The following is a 19,672-nucleotide window of genomic DNA, read 5'->3' as shown; positions in this document are numbered from 1 at the left end:
GTGAGATCAGCCGAAGCGGCCGGTGATATAGTCCTGCGTGCGCTTCTCGCGAGGCGACGTGAAGATCTTCTCGGTCTTGTCGAATTCGACCAGCTCGCCCAGATACATGAAAGCCGTCTGCTTCGAGACGCGCGCGGCCTGCTGCATGTTGTGGGTGACGATGACGATCGTGTAGTCGGCCTGCAACTCGTCGATCAATTCCTCGATCTTGGCGGTCGACAATGGGTCGAGCGCCGAGGCCGGCTCGTCGAGCAGGATGACCTCCGGCTTGACCGCCACGGTGCGGGCGATGCAAAGCCGCTGCTGCTGGCCGCCCGACAGGCTGAGGCCGCTGGCGTTGAGCTTGTCCTTGACCTCGTTCCACAGCGCGGCGCGTTTCAACGCCTGCTCGACACGGCCGTCCATCTCGGCCTTGCCGATCTTCTCATAGAGCCTGACGCCGAAGGCGATATTCTCATAGATCGACATCGGGAACGGCGTCGGCTTCTGGAACACCATGCCGATCTTGGTGCGCAACAGGTTGAGGTCCTGCGAGCGGTCGAGAACGTTCTGGCCGTCGAGCAGCACCTGACCCTCGGCGGTCTGCTTGGGGTAGAGCTCGTAGATGCGGTTGAAGACGCGCAGCAGCGTCGACTTTCCGCAACCCGACGGTCCGATGAAGGCCGTCACGCTGCGCTCGGGCAGCGACAAGGTGATGTCTTTCAGCGCCTTCGACTGGCCGTAGTAGAAATTGAGGTTCTTGACCTCGATCTTCGCCTTGGCGGCTGCCTCTGTCGCAATCGTCATGTCTGGAGACAACATCTGGCTCATTTGTCCTCTCTGCGTCCGGTCAGGCTGCGCGCAAAGATGCTGAGCGCGAGAACCGTCAATGTGATTATGAGTGCGCCGGTCCACGCCAGTTGCTGCCACTCCTCGTAAGGGCTGAGAGCGAACTGGAAGATGGTCACCGGCAGGCTGGCCATCGGCGCATTGAGATTGCTCGACCAGAACTGGTTGTTGAGCGCTGTGAAGAGTAGCGGCGCCGTCTCGCCGGAAATGCGGGCAATGGCCAACAATATGCCGGTGACGATGCCGGACATCGCCGCGCGGTAGGCCACCGAACGGATCACCACCCAGCGCGGCGCGCCAATCGCCGTGCCGGCCTCGCGCAAAGCGTTCGGCACAAGGTTGAGCATGTCCTCGGTGGTACGCACCACGACGGGAATGACCAGGATGGCCAGTGCCACGGCACCGGCGATGGCCGAGAAATGCCCCATCGGCCGTACCATCAATTCGTAGACGAACAGGCCGATGATGATTGAGGGCGCCGACAGCAGGATGTCGTTGATAAAGCGCACCACGGTGGTGAGCTTCGAAAAGCGGCCATATTCGGCCATGTAGGTGCCGGCCAGCACGCCGATCGGCGTGCCGACGACGATGCCGATAATGGTCATCACGATGCTGCCGTAGATGGCGTTGAGCAGGCCACCGGCATCACCGGGCGGCGGGGTCATTTCCGTGAACACTGAGAGCGAAACGCCCGACAGGCCCTTATAGAGCAGCGCGCCGAGGATCAGCGCCAGCCAGGCAAGGCCGATGCCGGCGGCGATGACGCAGAGCGTCATCATCACGCCGTTCTTGCGCTTGCGGCTCTGGTGAAGCGATGCGGCTGTCGACATCGGTCAGACTCCGGTACGGGCATCGATGCGCATCAGCATGTAGCGGGCGATGGCAAGGATGAGGAAGGTGATGACGAACAGGATCAGACCGAGCGCCACCAACGAGGAGGTGTAGAGATCGCCGACGGCTTCGGTGAATTCGTTGGCGATGGTTGCCGAGATCGTCGTTGCCGGCGCGAACAGCGAGGCGCTGATCCGGTGGGCGTTGCCGATGACGAAGGTGACCGCCATGGTTTCACCGAGTGCACGGCCGAGCGCAAGCATGACGCCGCCCATGATGCCGATGCGGGTGTAGGGGACGACGACCCGGCGTGTTACCTCCCAGGTCGTGCAGCCAATGCCGTAGGCGGACTCCTTCAGCACCGGCGGCACCGTATCGAACACATCCTTGGTGATCGAGGTGATGAAAGGCAGGATCATGATGGCCAGGATCATCGCCGAGGTCAGCAGGCCGATGCCATAAGGAGGCCCGGCAAACAGGCTGTTAAGGCCGGGAATGCCGTGGAACACGTTGATGATGAAAGGTTGCACTGTCGTCTGCAGGAACGGTGCCAGCACGAACAGGCCCCAGATGCCGTAGATGATCGAGGGGATGCCGGCCAGCAGTTCCACGGCCATGCCGATCGGGCGCCGGAGCGGACGCGGGCAAAGCTCGGTGAGAAAAATGGCGATGCCGATACCGAGCGGCACAGCGATCAGAATGGCGATGGCCGAAGTGATGATGGTGCCATAGATCGGCGCCAGGGCGCCGAATTTCTCGGTGACGGGATTCCAGCTCTCGGTGGTCAGAAAGGAGAAGCCGAAGGTCGACAGTGCCTGCCAGGAACCGGCGAACAGCGAGATGGCGACGCCGCCGAGCAGCACCAGCACGAGAATGGCGGCGGCGCGGGTCAGCCCATGGAAGATCGAATCGGTCAACGCGAACCGTCTGACGGTGGCGTCGCGTGAACCTCGAATGGCTGGCAAGGCTTCGTGGGCAGCGCTCATGTCAAGCTCGGCTCTTTGTGTTGATTGAAAAGGAGCGCCGCGGGGCGGCGCTCCTCCAGAAAGATATTACTCGCCGGCGTAGACGGGCTTGCCGTCGGCCTTGATGTCGGCCTTCCACGAAGCCTTGATCAGGTCGACGACGCTATCGGGGATCGACACATAGTCGAGCGCCTTGGCGGTTTCCTTGCCGTCCTTGTAGGCCCAGGCAAAGAACTTGAGCGCTTCGCCGGTGGCCGCGGCATCGTCCGGGGTCTTGTGGATCAGCACCCAGGTCGAGGCAGCGATCGGCCAGGTGGCGTCGCCCCGCTCGTTGGTGATGATGACGTTGAAGTTCTTGGCGCCCTTGAAGTCGGCGTTCGAAGCAGCCGCGCCGAAGGATTCGAGCGACGGCTCGACGACCTTGCCGGCGGCGTTCAGCATCTTGGAGTAGGAGAGATTGTTCTGCTTGGCATAGGCATATTCGACATAGCCGATGCCGCCGTCGGTCTGCTTGACGGTGTTGGCAACGCCTTCGCTGCCCTTGGCGCCGACGCCGGTCGGCCATTCGACGGCCGTATCCGAGCCGACCTTGTCCTTCCAGTCGGGCGAGAGCTTCACGAGGTAGTCAGTGAAGTTGAAGGTCGTGCCCGAGCCGTCCGAACGATGAACGACGGCGATAGCGGTCGACGGCAGCTTAAGGTCCGGGTTCAGGGCCTTGATCGCGGCATCGTCCCAGGTGGTGATCGCGCCGAGATAGATCTGGGCCAGCGTCTTGCCGTCGAGGACGAGTTCGCCCGGCTTGATGCCCGTGAGGTTGACGATCGGCACGATGCCGCCCATCACCATCGGGAACTGCACGAGGCCGTTCTTTTCCAGATCGGCGTCGGACATCGGCTTGTCGGTGGCGCCGAAGGTCACGGTCTTGGCGATGACCTGCTTGATGCCGCCGCCCGAGCCGATCGACTGATAGTTGAGGCCGATGCCAGTATCCTTCTTGTAGGTGTCGGCCCATTTGGCGAACACCGGATAGATGAAGGTCGAGCCGGCGCCGGAAAGGTCAGCTGCCATTGCTGCGGAAAGGGTGAGGGTGGACGCCGCAGCCATTGCAATCGCAACGGCCGCCGAGCGGATGAAATGTCTCATGTGGCCTGCTCCTGTTCGGAAGATGGTCTCTCGGCGCCACTTCTTGCCGGCGCCGCTGAGGCCAATAGCCTTCGATTATAACAGTCGCATGACAGTTTCATGTCAGCCCGGTAACGCGTTGCCGGCAACGCGAAAGACGCTGATCTCGGGCGCTCGCGGCGCGGTCCGAGTTTGCCGCCGGAATCAGGGGCTTGAGCCGTCCGACGGCTGGAATCACCACGGACTCGACCAGGCTTTTCCCAAATGAAGAAAATCCGGACGGGAGCGCGTTGCTCGCAGCCAGAGCGTGTCATGGCCGGGCCATCGCCAAAAACAGGTCCGTTGGGGTAGAGTGACACTGTTTCTTGCAGGCGGTCGCTGCTCCCGCCCGTAACTGAGAAGAGCGGAATTCGATTTCGCTATTGTTCCGGCTGGACGCCGCCTTTGATATGGCGCGATCGCACCATAGTCATTGCACGCAGCGGCAGCAGCGAATCTCCCGCTGATTCCTTGATTGCCTCGCCGGATCCCGCAATTCAGGCGACGCGGGCTCTATCCCGCGTTGCGGTGGACCTGACGGCCGGCGCCGACCCAGCGCTCTACCTTCTCGAGCAGGGCCCTGGGACTGATCGGCTTGGGCAGATAGTCGTCCATGCCCGCCTCCAGGCAGCGCTCGCGGTCGCCCTTGAGCGCGTGCGCGGTGACGCCGACGATCGGCACATGCGTGCCGGTCTCCTGCTCCAGCAGGCGGATCGCGGCCGTCGCTTCGAGACCGCTCATCTCCGGCATCGAGACGTCCATCAGGATCATGCACGGATTGAGCGTGCCGAAGGCGTCGAGCGCCTTGCGGCCATTGCCGACGATCTCGAAACCATAGCCGGTCTCGCCGAGGATTTGCGTGAACACCATCTGGTTCACCTCATTGTCCTCGGCCACCAGTATATCCAGCCTGTGCCCGCCGGCCGTCGCGGGCAGCCTGGGGCGAACCTGTGGCGGCTGCAATTGTGCGCGCTGCTCGGATGGTGCCAGGGGCGGCGGCCGGGACGCCTCGGGCGCCTCGCCCGCGAGCGGTTGAACGGCGTGGCCGCTGGTGGCGTGGCGATGGCGCTGGATGGTCGCGACTAGCGTTTCCAGGAGCACCGAGGAGCGCGCCGGCTTGATCAGCTGGGCGTCGATGCCAAGATCGCGGTAGCTGGTGTTGGCAAGCGACTGGTCGACCGATGTCAGCATGATGATCGGCGTGTCCGCGAGGCCCTCGGTGTTGCGCACGATACGCGCCATTTCGGCGCCGCTCATTTCAGGCATCTGGTAGTCGAGCACGACGCAGTCGACCGCCACGCCATAAGCTGCCGCGGCGATCAGCACCTTGAGACCTTCGGCGCCGCTTTCGGCCGCGCAGGAATCGAACGTCCACGAGGTCATCTGCTCGGTCAGGATGGCGCGGTTGACGGCGTTGTCGTCGACGATCAGCACGCGTGCGCCCGTCACGTCCACCGGCGTGATGCGCTGCCCGCTCTGCTGCCCGGCCCCTGGCAGCGTCACCGTGAACCAGAAGGTCGACCCCTTGCCTTCGGCGCTCTCGACGCCAATGTCGCCGCCCATCAGGTCGACCAGCCGCGAGGTAATGGCTAGGCCAAGCCCGGTGCCCTCGTGGCGCCTTGTCGAGGACGTATCGACCTGGCTGAATTTCTCGAACACCAGTTTCAGTTTTTCCTCGGGGATGCCTATGCCGGTATCGGTGACCGAGATCGTCAGCCTGGTTCCCGTCGGAACCCGTTCGCCGGTCACGTCGACCAGCACGTGGCCTTCATCGGTGAACTTCACCGCATTGCCGAGCAGGTTGGTGACGATTTGCCGGATGCGGCCGACATCGCCGATGAACAGGCTTTCGAGCCGCGGCTCGATGCGCACGATGAGCTCGAGATCCTTTTCCTTGGCCCGTGTCGACACCAGCGTCGCCACGTCCTCGATCGCCTCGGCGAGATTGAAGGGCGCCGGGTCGAGCACCAGCTGGCCGGCATCGATCTTGGAGAAATCCAGGATGTCGTTGATGATGGTCAAGAGCGCGTTGCCCGATTTGACGATGATGTCGGTGAATGTCTTCTGCTTCGGATCGAGATTGGATTTGGCCAGGAGTTCAGCCATGCCCAGTACGCCGTTCATCGGCGTGCGGATCTCGTGGCTCATATTGGCGAGGAACTCCGACTTGGCGCGGTCGGCGAGCACGGCGCGCCTGCGCGCCTCGCTGAGCTCCGCCTCGCGCTGCTTGAGTTCCGTGATATCGGTGGTCGAACCGATCAGGTAGAGCGAACCGTCGGAGGCGATCATTGCGCCCTTGCGGGCGAACTGATGCCTGACGCTGCCGTCTGGAAGGCGCACTGTCTCCTCGATCTCCTGGGTTTCGCCTGTACGCAGCACGGCGAGATCGCTGGCCACGAAGGCCTCGCCGTCCGGTCCGAAGATCTCGACGTCGGTCTTGCCGATCGCCTCCTGCTTGCTGAAGCCGGTGAGATCGCACCAGCCCTTGTTGACATAGAATTGCCTGAGATCGGAGCGCTTGGCGTAGATCGACACCGGCACGTTGTCGATCAGGCTGCGGAACACCTCGTTCTCGCGCATGCTCTCTTCCAGAGCTTGCTCGCGCGCCTTGACGTCGGTGATGTCGGTGCTGGAGCCGACCAGATGCACCGATCCGTCCGTGGCCACCAGGCGGCTCTTGCGCGTCATCAACTGCCGCACCGTTCCGTCACGATGGGTGACGGGCTCCTCGACCTCGCGCACATTGCCGTTCGTCACGACATCGGTATCGTCCTGGCTGAAGCCCTCCGCTTCCTCGCCGTTGAACAGCTGACGGTCGGTCCGGCCGATGACGTCGTCCTTGGCGAGACCCGTCAGCGCGCACCAGGCCTTGTTGACGAATTCGATGCTCAGGTCCTGCGCCTTGATGAAGGCGGCTACCGGCAACTCGTCCATGACATGGCGGAAGAGATCGATCTGGCGCATCGAATCATGAAGCGCCGCCTCGCGGCTCTTGAGGTCGGTGATGTCGACGCGCACCCCGATGAACGTGCCGTCGCCTGTGCGCATGTCGTAGACCTGGTACCAGCGGCCATCGGCATTGAGGCGCTCATAGGAGGAATTCGGCAGACGGTAACGCGCCAGGATGCCGTCAAGCCAGCGTTCGGAATCGCCTTCGTACAGGCTGTCGATCCCAGGATCGCCACTCGAACGGAAATAACCCACCGAATGCCCGAACTCCAGCGCTTCGCGGAAGGTGCGGCCGGGCTGCCAGAAGGGCTTCAGCGCCGGCAACGTATCCTGCAGCCTATGGTTGGCGAAGACGAACTTGTCGTCGCGGTCGTAGATGATGACCCCCGCCGGCAGCGATTCCAGCACGCTGGCGAGATGCTTGCGCGCATCTTCGGCTTCGGTCTCGCGCCGCTTCATGTCGGAGATGTCGAACAGAAAGCCGGCGACATAGTCGCGGCCGCTTGCCATGCGGACGCGGTTCTTCCTGACGATACGCGAACGGCTGGCACCGCCGGCTTCGAAGCTTTCTTCCACTTCGTATTGCTGTCCGCCGGCCAGCACCTCGCGTTCGCTGCTTTCGAACAGCGCGACCTCGTCCGGCCCGAGGAAATCGCTTCCCGGCCTGCCAAGCATGGCCTGCGGCGCCTGCTTGAACAGCGCCGCGAAGGCCTCGTTGACGAAGACGAAGCGCAGATTGTCGTCCTTGACGAAGATCGGATCCTTGACCCCGTTGATTACTGCTTCCGCCAGCCGCGCCTTTTCCAGCGCTTCGGCAAGTTCGGCCTCGCGATCCTTCATGTCGGTGACATCGACATAGGAAATGAACCGCTTGCCGCCGGCCAGCGGCGCCATCGACGAGATCAGCGTCCTGCCGTCATTGCGCGGGAACTGCCTCGCTCCAGCTGTGCCGGCTCTGATTTCAGCCTCGCGTTCGGCGACATGCCGGTGCCATGTCGCGTCGTCCGAACCATACGGGTCGATGTCGCGGCTGGCTTCCATCAGATCGAGGAAGCTGCAGCCGGTCTCGGCGCGCCGGGCGTCGATCTGCCAGAAATCGTAAAAGGCGCGGTTGATGACCTCGGCACGCATGTCGGCATCGAGGACAAGAACACCGATCGGCATCTGATCGACCATGGTGCGGAGATTGGCGAAAGTCTCGGCTATCTTGGCGTTGGCATTCTCGATTTCGGCGTCCCGCCGCTTGACCTCGGTGACCTCATAGTAGGTCAGCAGGCGTTTGCCTCCCGACAGAGCCGTGACGGAGAACATCATGGTGCGCCCGTCGGTGTGGGCAAACTCCCGAGGTGCGACGGTGCCGGCCTTGATCTCTTCGATGCGCGTGGCGAGGTAGCGCTGCCATTGCTCTTCGTCGATGTCGCCATAGATGCCGTTGCGGCGATTGAGTTCCATCAGCAGGCTGAACGGCGCGCCTACCGTCACGGCCCCGTCCGGAATCCTGGAGAGATCGCGGTAGGCCTTGTTGACGATGAGCGTATCGAGCCTGGCGTCCAGAAGCACGACGCCCATATGCATGGCATCCATCGTCCGCTCGAGATCGGCGAGATGCTGGACGGCATCGCCGCCAGCCGCCGGCTGCATGGCCTCGAAGGCGCTGGCCAGCGCGGTGACGTTGCGGCCCAGGCCGCGATAGCCGACGAATTTTCCTTCGCTGTCGAAACGCGGGAAGCCTGACGTCAGCACCCAGCGGCAGTCGGGGCGGCCCCCCTTCAGTTCGTAGACGAAGTCGCGGAACGGCCGGTGCGCCTGCAAATCCTCCAGATGCGCCGCCGCACCGCGGTTGCCCTTCAGGACCTGGTTGAGAAAATCGAAGCGGAACCGGCCAAGCACCATTGCCGGATCGATACCGGTTGCCGCCTGGTAATCTTGGGAAAGCCAGGAAAAGCGCAATTCCGCGTCGGTTTCCCAAATCCAGTCCGAGCCCGCTTCGACGAGTTGGCGCAGCGCGTCGGCGCAATCCATGTCGACGCCGGATGGCCCATCGCCGCCATGCGCGGCTGCCTTGCCGGGCTTGCGCTTGCCGCGCACGCCGATTGCTTCGTCCGATTCCGCCATGCTGTCCCCACCCCGAAAATCAAGGCCGAACCCTCCCTCCGCGGTCCGTCGGCGGAATGTGCCGCAGAAGCATTAACGATCCGCTAACCTTAACGGCGCAACCGGCCTGTTCCTGCTGCGTTATTCCGTCCGGTTGTGGCGCGGAGCAAGGCCGCGCTATAAGCATGCACAGGGGTGTTGCTAATGTACGGACGGATAGGGCCTTTCTTGCTGGGCGTGGCGCTGCTTTTCGGCGGCGGCTGCTCTCGCAGCTATGACGGCACGGTGGTTATTCCGCGGCCGCTCGACGCCAGGCGGATCTGGGACCGGCCGCCGCCCAATGTCGACTACCAGCCGCAGGTCGACAACAGCGCCTTTCCGGGTCCACCCCAGCCTCCCGGGCGGTTTTACGAGGGCAGGGTCGTTAAGCCTGCGCCTCACAGACGGTCTCAGACCAGGGCGTCACCGCCCTCTCCTCCGTCATCGGGCCCCGAAAAACAATTGGCATGCAGGAACGTAAGCGCTCCCGGCCAAAGAGTTCGCATGGTTTGCGACTAAGCATAAAAACAAAGACCTAAAGCGCGGCGCCTGAATCCGCTTCGACGCGACGTGCTTTGGAACGGTTCGGCTCTATAGCGTTGCCGCGCCCTTCCTCGGTTCCTTGGCGCCGAGCTTGTCGAGAGCAAGCCGAACCTGGCGCAGATCGTCCTGCCAGCCGTCATCGTCGCCCATCGGGCTCTCCGACGCCGCCCGTTGCAGCCCGCGCGCCTCGGATTCGATCTTGCGCAATTCGCCGATCTTCTGGTCGGTAGTCAGGGAGCCGTCTTCGACGATCTCCAGTACCCGCATTTCCCTGAACGTGGCCATGGCGCTCCTCCCTGCCTGATATCGACCACAACGCCGGGAAGCGGGCCCCTGTTCCGAAGACGGCCGTTCCCGCGAGAACACTCGTGGGTCATTCAGCCGGGAAAAAGGCGGGGCCGACCACACGCACCGTCCACTGGCCGGCCTCGATCGACTGGAGCTGGGCGGCCGTCGGCAGGCCGATGCGTCGAGCCTGCGATCAATCAGGCGTTACCGGTGTCCGGCACTGAAACCTTTGCCCGTACTGCTGCGTTGAGGCGCAAAGGAGAACGCGCGATGTCGATGCATTTCACCGTATCGGAGCTGACAAGAAGCCTTTTTTACTCCCTCGGGCTGGATCACGGGCGTGCCCCACGGCCGCTCAACCCCGAGCAAAACCTGTTGCTGGAGTGCTATCTGGCCGGGCAGATTCCGGAATCGGCCTGGAGCGACTACGTCTTCGAGACCCCGGATCTGGCACGGCATGCCGAAGCACGGCGCCTGAGCCATTGATCTGCGGCGATCGGGGGAAACGACACCCGACCCGGTTCTCCGGTTCGACGAACACCCGTGCCGATGCCCGCTCCATGGCAGGCGTTCTTTGGGCGCTACCGCTATTGCTTGGGCGAAACGAATTGCTGCGTGAACACGTTGCCGGCAATCCCTTGCGACAGCGCCGGCGATAAACTCAGCGGCGTGCAATTCTTCACCGCCGCTATTGCCGCATCGATGAACGCCTTACGTGCCTTGTCGTCGCCAGCCACCTTGGCGGCGGTTGGTCGCGGCGGCCCTATCAGAGTGCCGTCGCGCTTGAAACTGAAACTCAGGGTTACAGTCGAATCTCCGGCACCGGCAGGCGGTGTCCAGCAGGACTGGATCGCGGTCCCGACATCGTCCATACTGTTGAGCGTTGCGGCCGATGCATATACGACACCTGCCGACATCACACCCGCAATCGCCAGTTTTGCAGCACGTTTCATCGCAAGCCCTCATCGTCACGACGATCCGGCAACCCGCCGGACTGCTGTGATCGATGGTAGAGCCGACATGGGCAATGACAATATCCCTTGCCAAAAAGTTGTTCGAAGAAAGCCGACTGCGAAGCCGCCCTGGCGCCTGGCCGATGCGAGCCATGTAGCCCGAAAAAGCAAAAAGGCCGGCACGGAGCCGACCTTTCCTTTCCGCCTCGACAACTGCGCCAGTACATCCGTGGTCGCAGGCTGAAAGCGAATTGTCCCCAGTAGACAGGCTATTGGTAAACCAAACCTTAACCTGCCTGCCGTCCCCACCCGCAAGGCTAGGAATAGATGGCCGCGAACTCCATGATTGTCGCGATATGACGGCCTACGCGACGGCCCTGAACTCGGTTTCTGGTATCGTTCCAAGCCCGGCACACTGCGCATATCATGGTCTTTCCCGGGCAACCGCTTTGATGTGTCCCGTGCGGGCAGCAATACCCTTTTGAGGTACGCCATCTCGAGCAGTCGAAAACCTTTCCACCGCCATGGCAGTGCGTGCATGTCGTCCCAACAGAGGCCATTCCAAACTCTACCCGACCCGAAACCCGCGTTGCCGCGAAAGCTATTCCCGCACCGCAAGTATCAGGGATCGCAGTGCTTTCAAGCGTCGCGGCTTGACTTAAATTGGGTGGATTCGGGGTATGGGAAGCCCGGGCTCTCGCAGGCTTTGCGTGCTCTTTCGATGTATGCGGAGCCCATGCGGGACGGGTCCGAAACTGCAGGATTGTCTGGAGGTCAACGACAGGACCGTTGCCTGGTACGCCCAAGGGGAATCGAACCCCTGTTCCCGCCGTGAGAGGGCGGTGTCCTGACCGCTAGACGATGGGCGCGCTCAAGAAGGGGCGATATAGGCTGACGGCCGGGAAAAAGCAACTGGGGTTCGGCGGCTTTGCCGCATCGAATGAAAAGCCGCCCCGCGTTACCGTTTCGGCTGGATCAGGTCCCACAGATTGCCATGCAGATCGGCGAAAACCGCCACCGTGCCATAGGCTTCGTGACGCGGCGCCTCGCGGAATTCGACGCCCTTGTCCAGCATCGCTGCATGGTCGCCGGCAAAATCGTCGGTTTCGAGGAAGAGAAAAACCCGGCCGCCGGTCTGGTTGCCGATGCTTTTCCTCTGCGTCTCGTCGGACGCCTCGGCCAGCAACAGCCTGGCGCCCTGCCCGTCGGCCGGCGCGACCGTGACCCAGCGTTTGCCGCCGCCGAGATCGACATCCTCCGTCAGCGTAAAACCCAGCCGCTCGACATACCAGGCGATCGCCTCGTCATAGCTGGCGACGACCAGCGCCACGGTCGCGACACGACGGTGTTCGGCAAACCCGGTCATGTCGGTGGCAAATGTGTTTGCCGCATTGGCGCCGGCCTATTTGTTGCGGATCGCAAAACGGCCGATCAGGCGGCGCTCGGCGATATCGTAGACGAAGATCGCACGGCTGCCGTCGGCAAGCTCGGCGTCGATCGAAAGGCGGCTGCCCGACAGTGACTGACCGACCACCCTGGCGCCAACCGGCAGAACGATGTCCCCGCTGAGCGGTTCGCCAGCGGGCACCTGGACGTCGCCGGCCAGCGGCGGGCTCACCGGCGTTGCCTTGCGTGATTTGTAGACAATCGCCGCGATCACCACCATAAGAGCCAGAAAGAGCAGGCCGAGATTGATGGCCATGAAGCGGATGAGCTTGCCGCGCAGCTTGTCGACTTCGGGGGCGAGCGGTTTTTCCTGCTCTTCATCGGCATCGGGCCGGGCCATGGCAAACATTCCGGAATGGTTTTTCGATGAGCGCTCATAGCGAAGAGGCCCCCGAATTGATAGAGGACCTGTTGATAGAGGCCGCGCCCACCTTGCTGGTCGCCGGCGCGGATGCGGCCGGCCAACGGCTCGATCAGTGGCTGGCGGCAGCCCTTGGCCCGGACATGTCACGCAGTCGCGTGCAGATGCTGATCAGGCAAGGCGCCGTCGTCATCGACGGCAAGCCGGTCGACGAAACCAAGCGCAAGATGCGCGCGGGCGAAAATGTGTCCGTAGCCATGCCGGAACCGGAGCCGGCGCAGCCGCAGGGCGAGAACATTGCGCTCGACGTGCTCTACGAAGACGACGAGTTGATCGTCATCAACAAGCCGGCGGGGCTCGTCGTGCACCCCGGCGCCGGCAACTGGACCGGCACGCTGGTCAATGCGCTGATTCATCATTGCGGCGACAGCCTGTCAGGCATTGGCGGGGTGCGCCGCCCGGGCATCGTCCATCGCCTCGACAAGGAGACCAGCGGCGTCATGGTGGTCGCCAAGACCGACCGTGCCCACAAGGCTCTGTCGGAGGCGTTCGCCGACCACGGCCTGACCGGCGATCTCGAGCGCGCCTACCTGGCGCTGGTCTGGGGCATACCGCAGAGGCCGACCGGCACGATCGATGCACCGCTTGGCCGCGCCTCCGACCGGGTTCGCCGCGCCGTGGTGCCGGAAGGCCGCGACGACGCACGCCACGCCGTCACCCGTTTTGCCGTGCAGGAGCGTTTCGGCGAGGGCCAGCGGGAATTCGCTGCCGCTAGCCTCGTCGAATGCCGGCTGGAAACCGGTCGCACCCACCAGATCCGCGTCCACATGGCCCATATCGGCCATCCCGTGATTGGCGACCCGGACTACGGGCTAGCCTTCCGCACCAAGGCCAATCGGCTGCCCGAACCGCTGAAACGCCAGGTCGAGGCATTTTCCCGGCAAGCTTTGCATGCATGGCTCCTTGCATTTCGGCACCCGACTACCCATCTAACGATGAGGTTCGAGGCGCCGTTACCGGGGGACATGGAGGAACTCGTCGGCGGCTTTCGCAAGCTCTGAACCTGCCATCAAAAAACCTGAGTGGCATTGTTCACTTCAGCGTGACACACTGTTTCGTGTTGAACAAATGCCTGTCTTTTCTGGTTTTGTTCCTGTATAAGATCTGTTGTCGCGAGCGAGCCTTTTGGTGTTCGCGTCACATGCCTGCCGCGTTTCGGGGGCATCACTCCAATAGAGAGGGGGCGCTATCATGGCCCAGTCATTACCCAGTATCGTTTCCGGTGAAGGCGGCCTCAGCCGCTATCTGGAAGAAATCCGCCGCTTTCCCATGCTTCAGCCGCAGGAAGAATACATGCTCGCCAAGCGTTACGCCGAGCATGAAGACACCACGGCCGCGCACAAGCTCGTCACCAGCCATTTGAGGCTCGTCGCCAAGATCGCCATGGGCTATCGCGGCTATGGCCTGCCGATCGGCGAAGTGATCTCGGAAGGCAATGTCGGCCTCATGCAGGCCGTCAAGAAATTCGAACCCGAGCGCGGTTTCCGCCTCGCCACCTACGCCATGTGGTGGATCAAGGCCTCGATCCAGGAATACATCCTGCGCTCGTGGAGCTTGGTCAAGATGGGCACGACCGCCAACCAGAAGCGTCTGTTCTTCAATCTCCGCAAGGTGAAGGGCAAGATCCAGGCGCTGGACGATGGCGACCTCAAGCCCGACCAGATCGCCGAGATCGCCACGCGGCTGAACGTCTCCGAGGCCGAAGTGGTGTCGATGAACCGCCGTCTGTCCGGCGACGCGTCACTCAACGCGCCGATCCGGGCGACGGAAGGCGAGTCCGGCGAATGGCAGGACTGGCTGGTCGACGACCACGAAAGCCAGGAAGAGATGCTGATCGAGCAGGACGAGCTGGAAAACCGGCGCGGCATGCTGTCGGGCGCTCTCGCCGTGCTCAACGATCGCGAGCGGCGCATCTTCGAGGCACGCCGCCTCGCCGAGGAGCCGCTGACGCTCGAGGAACTGTCGGCTGAGTTCGACATCAGCCGTGAGCGCGTGCGGCAGATCGAGGTGCGCGCCTTCGAGAAGGTGCAGGATGCGGTCAAGGCCGCCGCCAAGCGCCAGATGCAGGCGCTACGCACCATCGAGGCACAGCCGGCGGCTTAAAGCCGGCTTCGGCCTAGAAATAGCAGGGCGGCGTCAGGAAACTGGCGCCGCTTTTTTGTACGCCGCAGCAGGAGCCACGGTTGCCTCAAAGCGAATCCAGCGGAAATTTGAGGTAGCGCCGGCCATTGGCTTCCGGCTCCGGCAGCCGCCCCCCATTGATGTTGACCTGCAGCGCATGCAGGATCAGCCGCGGCATCGGCAATGTGCGATCGCGCGCCTCGCGTAGCGCGACGAACTCGGCCTCTGTACGCGCGGCGACAAGATGGATGTTGGTCGCCTTCTGCGCCGCGACCGTGCTTTCCCACATCGGTTCGCGCCCGCCGGCCTGGTAATCATGGCCGACGAACAGCCGGGTTTCCTCCGGCAAGGCCAGGATGCCCTGGATCGAGCGCCACAACCGCGCGGCGCTTCCACCGGGAAAATCCGTCCTTGCCGTGCCGCTGTCGGGCATGAACAGGGTGTCGTGGATGAAGGCGCCGTCGCCGATCACATAGGTGATCGATGCCAATGTATGTCCAGGCGAGAACAGCACCCCGACCGGAAGGGTTCCGATCCGGAAGGTCTCGCCCTCGGCGAACAGCCTGTCCCACTGTGAGCCGTCAGCCCGAAAGTCCGGCCAGTTATAGATCACCTTCCACAGTGCCTGGACGTCGACGACCCTGTCGCCGATGGCCATCGGCGCTCCGGTCCTCTGTTTCAGGTAATGCGCCGCCGAGAAATGGTCGGCGTGGGGATGGGTATCGAGGATCCACTCGAGCTCCAGCCCGTTTTCCCCAATGAAATCGAGCAAGCCATCCGCGCTCTTCGTACTCGTCGCGCCGGATTTCTCATCGAAGTCGAGGATCGGATCGATAATGGCGCATCGCTTCGTCGCCGGGTCTGCGACGACATACTGGATGGCCCCGGTCGGCTTGTCATAAAAACCGCTGACCAGCGGCTTCGCCAAAGTTATCTGCACGTCCGGCTTCCCCAGACCTAGCCGGCAGGAACGATTTTCTCCGCCGGAACCCACCGTGAGCATGGTTGTCCGCCCCGACGAACCAGTCAAGCATGACTTGGGTCGCAGGAGCGGAAAACGCCGGAAACCATTCCGGCGTTCTGGCTCAGGCGGAGGGCTGCTTGGTCTTCCGGAGATAGGGCAGGATGGTCTCGTAGGCGCCGAAGCGCTTGATCGCATCCTCGTTGGAAACGGCGGCGGTGATGATGACGTCCTCACCTTGCTTCCAGTTCGCCGGCGTCGCCACCTGATGCTTGGCGGTGAGCTGCATGGAATCGACCGCCCGCAGGATCTCGTCGAAGTTGCGCCCCGTGGTCATCGGGTAGGTCAGCACAAGCTTGATCTTCTTGTCCGGCCCGATGACGTAGACCGAGCGCACGGTGGCGTTGTCGGCGGGTGTGCGGCCTTCCGAAGTTTCGCCGGCGCCGCCTGGCAGCATGTCATAAAGCTTGGCGACCTTGAGGTCCTTGTCGCCGATCAGCGGGTAATGCACCGAATGGCCGGTCGCCGTCTTGATGTCGTCCTGCCATTTGCCGTGGCTTTCGACCGGGTCGACCGAAATGCCGATGATCTTGACGTTGCGCTTCTTGAACTCGCCCTCGAGCCCCGCCATCGTGCCAAGCTCGGTCGTGCAGACCGGCGTGAAATTCTTCGGATGGCTGAACAGGATCGCCCAGCCGTCGCCGATCCAGTCATGGAATTTGATGGCTCCCTGCGTGGTCTCGGCGGTGAAGTCCGGCGCGATATCGTTGATACGAAGACTCATGACCTATCCCTACCCCTTGTGAATGTGGCCGGTATCTTCGCCGCCCGGCGCCCGGCACCTGATCGTAGCACCGCAGCGCGATTGATTAAACGCTGGAGATGACGGCCATTCACTCGATGGGCAAAAATTTTTCCCCACGCGCGGGATCAGGCCAAAAATACGTCGTGGTATCGGGCATGAGACAAGCGGCAGGAATCGGCAAAGACGCCTCAGGCCTTGTTGATTGCCAGCGTCGCCGACAAATCTTCCATGCGCTGCGCCAGGGCGCCGAGCGCGCTGGTCAGCACGCTGTCGCTCTTGTCGGCCTTGGTCAACGCCTCGTCGCGCGTCTTGCGCAAGGTCAGCACTTCGCTTTCCATGCCCTTGACGCGCTTCTGCAGCTCGGAAAGCTCGTCCATCACCATGATGCCGGCCATGACGGTCAGCCGCTGGTCGCCGATCTCGCCGAAGGAATCCTTCAGGTGCGAGACATAGCGGTCGAAACGCTCGGCGAGATCGATCAGATGCTCTTCCTGACCCTCGTCGCAGGCCATGCGGTACTGCTTGCCGTCGATTGAAACCGTGACCTGTGCCATCGGGCCAGCTCCTATCTGTCCAACACGGCGCGGATGGTTTCCATCGCGGTCACCAGCCGTCGCGACACTTCCTTGTTGGCGTCTTCCAGCCGTTCGGCGCGCGCTTCGGAATTGTCGAGTTCCTGCGCCAACCGCGAGCGGTCGGCATTCATCCGCTGTACTTCGGCCTCGGCTTCCGAATAGTCGCGTTCATGCTCGAGCTTGGCCGCGACGGCGTTTTCCAGCCCTTCGATGGCCTTGCTCAGCCTGGCGATCACTTCCTTGAGCGTGGTTTCCCCGGTCATGGCTTCGTCCTGTGCCCTGCCCATCACCGAATCGTTCGCGTTCAGAACGCGTTATCCCGGAAACATTAGGCACCGGGTGAAGGCAACGTCAATAAAGCTCTCGCGACTGTCCCCCGCTAACGCTAAAGTAGGTCCACCGCCGACATCACAAGACCGGCAAATCTGCACCCGATTTGTTGACTAAAAGCCCGCGCCTGCTATGTGTCGCGCACCCTTTTCAAGGGCTCTCCCAAGCCCCCAAACCCCCACCCTGGAGGTACCATGACGTCGCGTGAACAACATGACCGGATGGCCAATGCGATCCGTTTTCTCTCCATGGATGCCGTCGAGAAGGCGAATTCCGGCCATCCCGGCCTGCCCATGGGCTGCGCCGACATTGCCACGGTGCTGTTCACCCGCTTCCTGAAATACGATCCCAAGGCCCCGCATTGGGCCGACCGTGACCGCTTCATCCTGTCGGCGGGCCATGGTTCGATGCTGCTCTATTCGTTGCTGCACCTGACCGGCTACGAAGACATGACCATCGACCAGATCAAGCACTTCCGCCAGTTGGGCTCGAAAACCGCCGGCCATCCCGAATATGGCCACGCCACCGGCATCGAGACCACGACCGGCCCGCTCGGCCAGGGCCTCGCCAATTCGGTCGGCTTCGCGCTCGGCGAGCGCATCATGAACGCCGCCTTCGGCAACGACCTTGTCGACCACTACACCTATGTGCTGGCCGGCGACGGCTGCCTGATGGAAGGTGTTTCCCAGGAAGCCATCGCCCTTGCCGGTCACCTCAAGCTCAACAAGCTGATTGTCTTCTGGGACAACAACAACATCTCGATCGACGGTCCGGTGTCGCTCGCCGACAACACCGACCAGGTCGCGCGCTTCCAGGCCTCCGGCTGGAACGCCAGCCACATCGACGGCACCGATCCGGAAGCGATCGCCTATGCCATCGAGGCCGCCCGCCATTCCGACAAGCCGACGATGATCGCCTGCAAGACGACCATCGGCTTCGGTGCCCCGACCAAGGCCGGCACCAACAAGGCGCACGGCTCGCCGCTCGGCCCAGATGAGATCGCTGGCGCGCGCAAGTTCTTCAACTGGGACTCGCCGCCCTTCGAGATCCCGGCCGACATTCTCGATGCCTGGCGCTCCGCCGGCAAGGCCGGCGTCAAGGCGCGCACGGACTGGGAAGGCCGCCTGGCCAAGGCCGATCCAAAGCTGAAGGCCGAGTTCGAGCGCCGCACCAGTGGCAAGCTGCCGGCGAATTTCGACGCCGTCATCGCCGACTACAAGAAGAAGCTTTCAGCCGACAAGCCGAAGGTCGCGACCCGCAAATCGTCGGAAATGGCGCTGGAAGTCATCAATGGCGCGGTGCCGGAAACCATCGGCGGCTCGGCCGACCTGACCGGCTCCAATAACACCAAGACCAGCCAGACCAAGAACATCACGCCGGACGATTACGGCCAGCGCTATGTCCATTACGGCATCCGCGAACACGGCATGGCTGCCGCGATCAACGGCCTGACGCTGCATGGCGGCCTTATCGCCTATGGCGGCACCTTCCTGTGCTTCTCCGACTACGCCCGCCCCTCGATGCGGCTTGCCTCGCTGATGGGCATCCGCTCGATCTTCGTCATGACCCATGATTCCATCGGTCTGGGCGAAGACGGGCCGACCCACCAGCCGGTCGAGCACATGGCGGCCCTGCGCGCCATTCCCAACCAAAATGTGTTCCGTCCGGCCGACGCGGTGGAAACCGCCGAATGCTGGCAGATCGCGCTCGAATCCGAAAAGACGCCGTCGACCCTGGCGCTGACCCGCCAGAACCTGCCGACGGTGCGCACCGAGTTCACCGAAAAGAACCTGAGCAGCCAGGGGGCCTATGAACTCGCCGCCGCCAGCGGCCAAGCCGCGGTGACGATCTTCGCCACCGGTTCCGAGGTCGAGATCGCGCTTGGCGCACGCGACCTTCTGGAAAAACATGGCCATCCGACCCGTGTCGTCTCGGTGCCTTGCTTCGAACTGTTCGACAAGCAGACCGACGCCTATCGCAAGAAGACGATCGGCGACGCACCGATCAAGATGGCGATCGAGGCCGGCATCCGCCAGGGCTGGGATCATCTCATCGGCTCGGACGGCATCTTCATCGGCATGACCGGCTTCGGTGCGAGCGGTACGATCGAACAGCTTTATCCGCATTTCGGCATCACCGCCGAGGCGGCCGCCAAGGCGGCGGAAGCCCGCCTGCACGGCGGATGAGGCCCGGGCATGTCGCCCAAAAGTGTGTCGCGGTCTTGAGATAACGACATGCACGAAACAAAATACCCGGCGAGATCGCGTGAAATGCGGTTTTGCCAGGCTGGCCCAACCTAATCGATTTAAATCCAGCCCGCTGCGGCTGGATTCTTTGCCCGTCCGCCGCTATGAAGCTGCGG

The 19,672-nt window shown here is 62.8% G+C and carries 17 protein-coding genes and 1 tRNA gene; 4 read left to right on the top strand and 14 right to left on the bottom strand.

What is annotated here, in order from left to right:
• Positions 1 to 6 precede the first annotated feature (6 nt).
• From pstB to FJW04_RS04970, 6 genes are all read right to left on the bottom strand, one after another.
• Positions 7 to 810 (bottom strand): phosphate ABC transporter ATP-binding protein PstB, encoded by an 804-nt coding sequence (pstB, locus tag FJW04_RS05000; protein ID WP_140509733.1) that lies wholly within the window; start codon positions 808 to 810, stop codon positions 7 to 9.
• Positions 807 to 1,658 (bottom strand): phosphate ABC transporter permease PstA, encoded by an 852-nt coding sequence (pstA, locus tag FJW04_RS04995; protein WP_015315385.1) that lies wholly within the window; start codon positions 1,656 to 1,658, stop codon positions 807 to 809. The genes pstB and pstA overlap by 4 nt, the downstream gene beginning before the upstream one ends.
• A 3-nt stretch (positions 1,659 to 1,661) precedes the next feature.
• Positions 1,662 to 2,645 carry a phosphate ABC transporter permease subunit PstC gene (pstC, locus tag FJW04_RS04990; RefSeq protein ID WP_140712709.1) on the bottom strand — a complete coding sequence of 328 codons (984 nt, stop codon included), beginning with the start codon at positions 2,643 to 2,645 and terminating at the stop codon, positions 1,662 to 1,664.
• A 66-nt stretch (positions 2,646 to 2,711) separates the two neighbouring features.
• On the bottom strand, positions 2,712 to 3,767 hold the full coding sequence (gene pstS, locus FJW04_RS04985) for a phosphate ABC transporter substrate-binding protein PstS (protein ID WP_140712707.1): 1,056 nt from the start codon (positions 3,765 to 3,767) through the stop codon (positions 2,712 to 2,714).
• A gap of 531 nt (positions 3,768 to 4,298) precedes the next feature.
• The gene (locus FJW04_RS04980; RefSeq protein ID WP_181172883.1) at positions 4,299 to 8,849 is read right to left on the bottom strand and encodes a PAS domain-containing protein; all 4,551 of its coding nucleotides are present in this window, start codon (positions 8,847 to 8,849) and stop codon (positions 4,299 to 4,301) included.
• A 609-nt stretch (positions 8,850 to 9,458) separates the two neighbouring features.
• On the bottom strand, positions 9,459 to 9,695 hold the full coding sequence (locus FJW04_RS04970) for a hypothetical protein (protein ID WP_140712703.1): 237 nt from the start codon (positions 9,693 to 9,695) through the stop codon (positions 9,459 to 9,461).
• Positions 9,696 to 9,968: 273 nt separating this feature from the next.
• Here FJW04_RS04970 and FJW04_RS04965 point away from each other — a divergent pair, with 273 nt between their 5' ends.
• Positions 9,969 to 10,184 (top strand): hypothetical protein, encoded by a 216-nt coding sequence (locus FJW04_RS04965; protein WP_140712701.1) that lies wholly within the window; start codon positions 9,969 to 9,971, stop codon positions 10,182 to 10,184.
• Between the two features lie 101 nt (positions 10,185 to 10,285).
• Here the strand turns inward: FJW04_RS04965 and FJW04_RS04960 are convergent, their stop codons facing one another.
• From FJW04_RS04960 to FJW04_RS04945, 4 genes are all read right to left on the bottom strand, one after another.
• A complete protein-coding gene (locus FJW04_RS04960) occupies positions 10,286 to 10,651 on the bottom strand; it encodes a hypothetical protein (protein ID WP_140712699.1) in 366 nt (121 codons plus the stop codon).
• 794 nt (positions 10,652 to 11,445) lie between these two features.
• A tRNA-Glu gene (locus FJW04_RS04955) sits at positions 11,446 to 11,520 on the bottom strand.
• Between the two features lie 89 nt (positions 11,521 to 11,609).
• Positions 11,610 to 12,017 carry a VOC family protein gene (locus FJW04_RS04950; protein ID WP_140712697.1) on the bottom strand — a complete coding sequence of 136 codons (408 nt, stop codon included), beginning with the start codon at positions 12,015 to 12,017 and terminating at the stop codon, positions 11,610 to 11,612.
• Between the two features lie 36 nt (positions 12,018 to 12,053).
• The gene (locus FJW04_RS04945; protein ID WP_140616707.1) at positions 12,054 to 12,437 is read right to left on the bottom strand and encodes a fimbrial protein; all 384 of its coding nucleotides are present in this window, start codon (positions 12,435 to 12,437) and stop codon (positions 12,054 to 12,056) included.
• Between the two features lie 26 nt (positions 12,438 to 12,463).
• Here FJW04_RS04945 and FJW04_RS04940 point away from each other — a divergent pair, with 26 nt between their 5' ends.
• Both FJW04_RS04940 and rpoH read left to right on the top strand, forming a co-directional pair.
• On the top strand, positions 12,464 to 13,519 hold the full coding sequence (locus FJW04_RS04940) for an RluA family pseudouridine synthase (RefSeq protein WP_140616706.1): 1,056 nt from the start codon (positions 12,464 to 12,466) through the stop codon (positions 13,517 to 13,519).
• Between the two features lie 190 nt (positions 13,520 to 13,709).
• Positions 13,710 to 14,621: an RNA polymerase sigma factor RpoH gene (rpoH, locus tag FJW04_RS04935; protein WP_015315375.1), complete on the top strand. Its 912-nt coding sequence runs from the start codon at positions 13,710 to 13,712 to the stop codon at positions 14,619 to 14,621.
• An 85-nt stretch (positions 14,622 to 14,706) separates the two neighbouring features.
• On the opposite strand, the gene FJW04_RS04930 is transcribed toward rpoH, so the two are convergent.
• The 4 genes from FJW04_RS04930 to FJW04_RS04915 form a co-directional block, all read right to left on the bottom strand.
• On the bottom strand, positions 14,707 to 15,579 hold the full coding sequence (locus FJW04_RS04930; protein WP_140712695.1) for an MBL fold metallo-hydrolase: 873 nt from the start codon (positions 15,577 to 15,579) through the stop codon (positions 14,707 to 14,709).
• Between the two features lie 145 nt (positions 15,580 to 15,724).
• Positions 15,725 to 16,384, bottom strand: coding sequence for a peroxiredoxin (locus tag FJW04_RS04925; RefSeq protein ID WP_015315373.1), 660 nt, complete (start codon positions 16,382 to 16,384; stop codon positions 15,725 to 15,727).
• A gap of 209 nt (positions 16,385 to 16,593) precedes the next feature.
• Entirely contained in the window at positions 16,594 to 16,959 is a 366-nt protein-coding gene (locus tag FJW04_RS04920; protein ID WP_015315372.1) for a cell division protein ZapA, read from the bottom strand.
• Between the two features lie 11 nt (positions 16,960 to 16,970).
• Positions 16,971 to 17,243: a DUF4164 domain-containing protein gene (locus tag FJW04_RS04915; protein WP_015315371.1), complete on the bottom strand. Its 273-nt coding sequence runs from the start codon at positions 17,241 to 17,243 to the stop codon at positions 16,971 to 16,973.
• Between the two features lie 261 nt (positions 17,244 to 17,504).
• On the opposite strand from FJW04_RS04915, the gene tkt reads away from it, so the two are divergent.
• Positions 17,505 to 19,496: a transketolase gene (tkt, locus tag FJW04_RS04910; RefSeq protein ID WP_140712693.1), complete on the top strand. Its 1,992-nt coding sequence runs from the start codon at positions 17,505 to 17,507 to the stop codon at positions 19,494 to 19,496.
• Positions 19,497 to 19,672 lie beyond the last annotated feature (176 nt).

The organism is Mesorhizobium sp. B2-7-3 (genome assembly GCF_006440715.1).
GTDB classification, from domain to species: domain Bacteria; phylum Pseudomonadota; class Alphaproteobacteria; order Rhizobiales; family Rhizobiaceae; genus Mesorhizobium; species Mesorhizobium australicum.
Note: the sequence above shows the minus strand (reverse complement) of the source record. Positions and strands in the feature narration are given on the sequence as shown.